The organism is Halomonas sp. 3D7M (assembly GCF_014897885.1).
In the GTDB taxonomy this organism is placed as follows: domain Bacteria; phylum Pseudomonadota; class Gammaproteobacteria; order Pseudomonadales; family Halomonadaceae; genus Vreelandella.
In genome coordinates this window covers 54,393-59,417 of the sequence record NZ_JABUZF010000258.1, presented here as the reverse complement: position 1 = coordinate 59,417, position 5,025 = coordinate 54,393, and the positions used below count along the sequence as shown (strand labels likewise).

Genomic DNA, 5,025 nt, shown 5'->3' with positions numbered 1-5,025 from the left:
TGCCATTGGCTCGCCGGGGACACCAGTGGCAACCGCATAGTGATAAGTTTGCCGCTGTGCTGGAGGGCGTTAGAGATACCTCCGACAATGGGCGTGCTTACACCTGGATGATAAGCTCTTGGGCCTGATCAATTCGACCGTTGAGGCAAACTCACAGTGAGCAGAAAGATTTGGCTGTATGCGCTGGTTCTGGCCTCTTTAATCGTGCTGAGCCTTTTGGGGTTATGGTGGTTATGGCATTGGCAATACAGCCACGCCGAAGCGGATGCCCAACGTCACGCGAATACTCGTCTAGCGCTCTACACCAGTAGTCTGCAAGGCGCGCTTGAGCGCTTTACCTATCTGCCTGACTTACTGGCCCAGCAGCCTTTAGTCCAGGCTGCCCTGCGCGAACCCAGTGAGCTATTGCTATCTCCTGTTAATCAGCACTTGGCTGAGGTCGCTGAGCGTTCGGGCGCTGACGCCATTTTTCTGATGAATGAGCAAGGCGTCACCCTGGCCAGCAGCAACTATGAACTCGAGCAAAGTTTCATTGGCCACGATTATCACTTCCGCCCCTATTTTTACGATGCCATGCAGAGTGGTAGCGGTGAATTCTTTGCGATCGGTGATACAACCGGACAGCCGGGTTATTTCACCTCTTATGTCGTTACTTTTGGCGACGATACTGTCTCTGCGGGTGTCCTGGTGGTTAAGGTCTCACTGGAAGCGCTTCAAGAGGATTGGCGTCGAGCACAAGAAAACGTCATTTTGTCGGATGCCAATGGCGTTGTGATACTTTCTAGCCGCGAGCAGTGGCGGTTTCAGCACATTGATGGGCTTCCTGATGATGCATTGGCGCAGATTAGTGCCCAACGTCAATTTCTCGATAAACCGCTTTCCCCTCTCGGCCAGCGCCTGCATGACGATACACTGGTAATAGGCAACCAAGCACAAGGAGGAGGCGAGCGTTTTCTGGTCGCTTCCCTGCCGCTTTCTACCCTGGGTTGGTCGATGCATTATCTTAGCCCAGTGCGCCCACTTTATATCAGTGCTCGCAACGTACTCCTGGCGGGCTTAGTCACGCTTTCCGCTCTTTTGTTGTTTGGCTTGTGGTTGCGTGAACGCCAAAAACGCCAACACATGCGTGATGCTCAGGCGAAAATCATCCAACAAACCAATATTCGCTTGGAAGAACGTGTCCAGGAACGCACCCAGGCTTTAGAGGATGCGCAAGCTGAACTGGTCCAAGCGGGTAAGTTGGCCGCCTTGGGGACCATGGCAGCAGGCATTGCCCATGAGCTTAATCAACCTCTTTCAGGCATACGCACTTATGCTGCCAACGGTGAGCGGTTGTTGGCGCTCGGCCGTCAGGAAATGGCAGGCGACAACTTCCAGCGTATTCAGGTATTGAGCAAACGTCTCGCTCGGTTAATCGAGCAGCTAAAGCTGTTTGCTCGCAAGGGCGAGAGCCAGGAGGGTGTGGATCTTCCGGCCAGCCTGAACTTCGTACTAGAACTACTGGAGGAGCGTTTCCAGCAGCAAAAAGTGCGTTTGGAGCGTGACGGTGATTGGCAGCAGTCGCTCTGGGTGCGCGGCGATGACGTTCGCCTGGAGCAGTTGCTCACCAACCTGCTGCGTAATGCGCTGGATGCTTTGAATGAGATACCCAATGGCGTCATTCGTCTTCATGTTGAGGTAACGACGGAGCAAGTGCGGTTGACGGTCCATGACAATGGCCCTGGCTTGCCTCAAGAGGTGATCGAGCAGATGTTCGACCCATTCTTTACGACTAAACCGGTTGGGGAAGGCTTAGGGCTGGGGCTGTTTATTAGCTACGGCATTGCTCAGGATCTTGGCGGTAAACTCAGCGCTGGTAATCACCCTGCTGGGGGCGCTTGGTTTTGTCTGACATTACCGCATGGTGAGGAGACACCTTCATGACGCACGCACCTTCTAGCACCTTAGCTCGGCTACCGGCTGCTTCTCTGCCCGTCTGGCTAGTGGACGATGAAGCCGATGTCCGTGACTCTCTTAGCCAATGGTTGGAGGTGTCGGGATTAGAGGTTCACACGTTTTCACGCGCCGGTAAGGCGCTGAATGCACTTCAAAACGGCCAGCCGTGCGGTGTCGTCGTCAGTGATATCAAGATGCCCGAGATGGATGGCTTGGCCTTGTTTGCCGCCGTGCAAGCACTCGATACGCCGCCCCCGGTGATTCTGATCACGGGCCACGGTGATGTCCCCATGGCGGTTGCTGCGATTCAGCAGGGGGCCTGGGACTTTGTGCAAAAGCCCTTCGATCCTGAACGCCTTGAGGAGTGTGTACGACGAGCACTAGAGCATCGGGCCCTGGCGCTGGAAAACTTGCAGTTACAGCAGGCATTACGGAATAACTATTTAAGCACGCGCCTGCTTGGCGATTCTGCACTGATGCAACTACTGCGGCGCCAAGTGGAAAACTTAGCTGCTAGCCGCGCCAACGTGGTTATCAATGGTGAAACGGGCAGCGGCAAGGAAGTCGTGGCTCGCGCCTTGCATGACTTTGGCAGCGGTAGCCAAGGCGCTTTTGTGGCGTTGAACTGTGGCGCCATGAACAGTGAATTAATTGAATCAGAGCTGTTCGGGCATGAAAAAGGTGCCTTTACCGGGGCGGGAGAGCGACGTATAGGCCTGCTGGAAACCGCTAGCCACGGCACCCTCTTTTTGGATGAAATAGAGTCACTGCCACTGTCTGCCCAGGTTAAGCTATTGCGCGCACTGCAGGAAGGTGAAATTACCCGGCTAGGCAGCAACCAGGTTATTCACCTCCATCTTCGGGTCGTGGCGGCCAGTAAAGAGAACTTGCTGGAAATGGTCTCGCAAGGAGATTTTCGCGAGGATCTTTATTATCGTCTGGCGATTGCTGAGCTGGCGATTCCTCCCTTGCGTGAGCGCCGCGAAGATATTCCCTTACTGTTTCGTCACTTCTGCCATCAAGCCGCTGATGTTCACGAAAGGCCGCTACGCGAACCCACCACAGAACTGCTGACTGCCCTCGGCAATCATCGGTGGCCTGGAAACCTCCGCGAGCTGCGCAATATTGCCACGCGCTTTATTCTTGGGCTGGATCTGCCCTGGCAAAGCTCGCCTATGCCGCCAAATCAAGCGTCTGCACTCTCTGTGCGTATGGAAGTATTTGAGGCTACCGTCTTGAAAGAAGCGCTACAGCGCCATAATGGCAATATTCAAGCGGTACTCGATGAACTCGACCTGCCTCGCCGTACACTCAATCAGAAAATGCAGCGTCACCAGTTACGCCGCGAAGACTTTCTCGCGACCTAAACGATTGATTCAAGAGTTAATGCGCTAGGGCTGATTCATCGGCCATTTTTTGCCGATGAGGGCAAAAACCATCGGCGAAAAATGGCCGATGGTCGTTCAGGCGCCTTCGCCTTTTGTCGTAGAGGTGAAATCATAATTTATTGATTTTTATGGCTTTGTTTAAAGTTGGCTAGCTTCTCGCTCTATTGGGGAAGGAGTAGTGATTACTCCAACAATTCCAATAAGCTGGGAGCAACACCATGCTGAAACGCCAATTTCTTAAAACCGCTCTTTGTCTCGCTACCGCCGCTGCATTCGGCGTCAGTGTCTCCGCTGTTACCGCCCAGGACTCTCCCCAGGACGGACAATACATCATGGGCACCGCCACCACCGGTGGCACGTTCTATCCGGTAGGCGTCGCACTTTCTACACTGATACGTGTCAAGCTCGAGCCTACTCACGGCATCTCCGTTTCCGCCATCAGCTCGGCGGGTTCAGCGGAAAACTTGCGCCTGATGGATGATGATCAGGCTCAATTCGGCATTCTGCAAGCGCTCTACGGCGCCTGGGCATGGTCCGGTGAGGGGCCGGTGCCCAAAGCCTATGACAACGTACGCTCAGTTTCCATGTTGTGGCAGAACGTGGAGCACTTTGTGATGCGCGACGCTCTTGTCGATACTGGCACCATCGATGACTTGGCCCAGCTATACGGGCGCGGTTTCTCCATTGGTGCGCGTAATTCCGGTACCGAAGGCTCTGGTCGGCAAATTCTTGCCGGTCTGGATATTGATCCGGAGCAGATGGATATTGCCTACCTGGGCTACAGTGCCAGCGCTGATTCCATGCAGAACGGCAATATAGACGGTATGAACATACCGGCAGGCGTTCCGGCCTCCGCCGTGACCAGTGCCTATGCCAATATGGGCGATGACATTACTACCCTGGACGTGACCGCTGAGCAACTTGAACGCATTAACAGCCAGTACCCAGTGTGGAGTGCTTTCGAAATTCCCGCCGACACTTACCCTGGTCAGGACTCCCCGATCAATACCATTTCCCAGCCCAACATTCTGGTGGTTAACGCCGATGTTCCTGAAGAGCATGTGTATCAAATAACCAAAGCCATGTTCGAGAACCTGCCGTTTCTGAATAACATTCACCCTGCAACGCGTGACATGGCTCTGGAGAAAGCGCTCGACGGTCTGCCGATGCCACTGCATGCCGGTGCCGCGCGCTATTTCCAAGAACAAGGCATTGAAATTCCGGAACATCTTCTCGAAGGCTGAAGGCCTATCGTCCTGCATCTGCCTGGCATAAGCCGGGCGGATGGCCTCCCTATGCCTTACTTAGTTTTATGAGGTACACCATGAGTCATTCGACACCTGATACGGTGCGCGATGAATCCGCAAGCAGCGCTGCAGAGCGCCTTGAGCACCCCTGGCTTGGGCGGATTCTGAGCTTGCTCGCCATCGTCGTTGCTTTCTCACATATCTATTTCAATACCCTGGGCACTGTCTCAGAGATTTGGGTTAGTGCATTACACTTCGGTATGTTCGGCCTGTTGTGTGCGCTTTCCGTGCCTATGTTCAAAGCGCGCTCGGCTAGTGGTCAGCGCCTATTACTCGCCGTTGATGTGTGTCTTGGTCTAGCCGCCCTAGGCTGTGCGTTCTATTTAATCGGTTTCGAGGATGCGCTTTATGCCCGTGGGGTACGCTTTTCCCTGGCTGACTGGATCGTGTCGATT

The 5,025-nt window shown here is 54.2% G+C and carries 3 protein-coding genes and 1 pseudogene; all 4 read left to right on the top strand.

The genetic code is table 11. From position 1 onward, the window contains the following. Positions 1 to 156 precede the first annotated feature (156 nt). Positions 157 to 1,923, top strand: coding sequence for a sensor histidine kinase (locus INT22_RS16515; RefSeq protein WP_193061093.1), 1,767 nt, complete (start codon positions 157 to 159; stop codon positions 1,921 to 1,923). Further along, positions 1,920 to 3,302: a sigma-54-dependent transcriptional regulator gene (locus INT22_RS16510; protein ID WP_193061092.1), complete on the top strand. Its 1,383-nt coding sequence runs from the start codon at positions 1,920 to 1,922 to the stop codon at positions 3,300 to 3,302. Before INT22_RS16515 ends, INT22_RS16510 begins: the two co-directional genes overlap by 4 nt. A gap of 239 nt (positions 3,303 to 3,541) precedes the next feature. Next, on the top strand, positions 3,542 to 4,567 hold the full coding sequence (locus INT22_RS16505) for a TAXI family TRAP transporter solute-binding subunit (RefSeq protein ID WP_193061091.1): 1,026 nt from the start codon (positions 3,542 to 3,544) through the stop codon (positions 4,565 to 4,567). A gap of 80 nt (positions 4,568 to 4,647) precedes the next feature. After that, positions 4,648 to 5,025: pseudogene (locus tag INT22_RS21290) on the top strand (TRAP transporter permease); the annotation flags it as partial.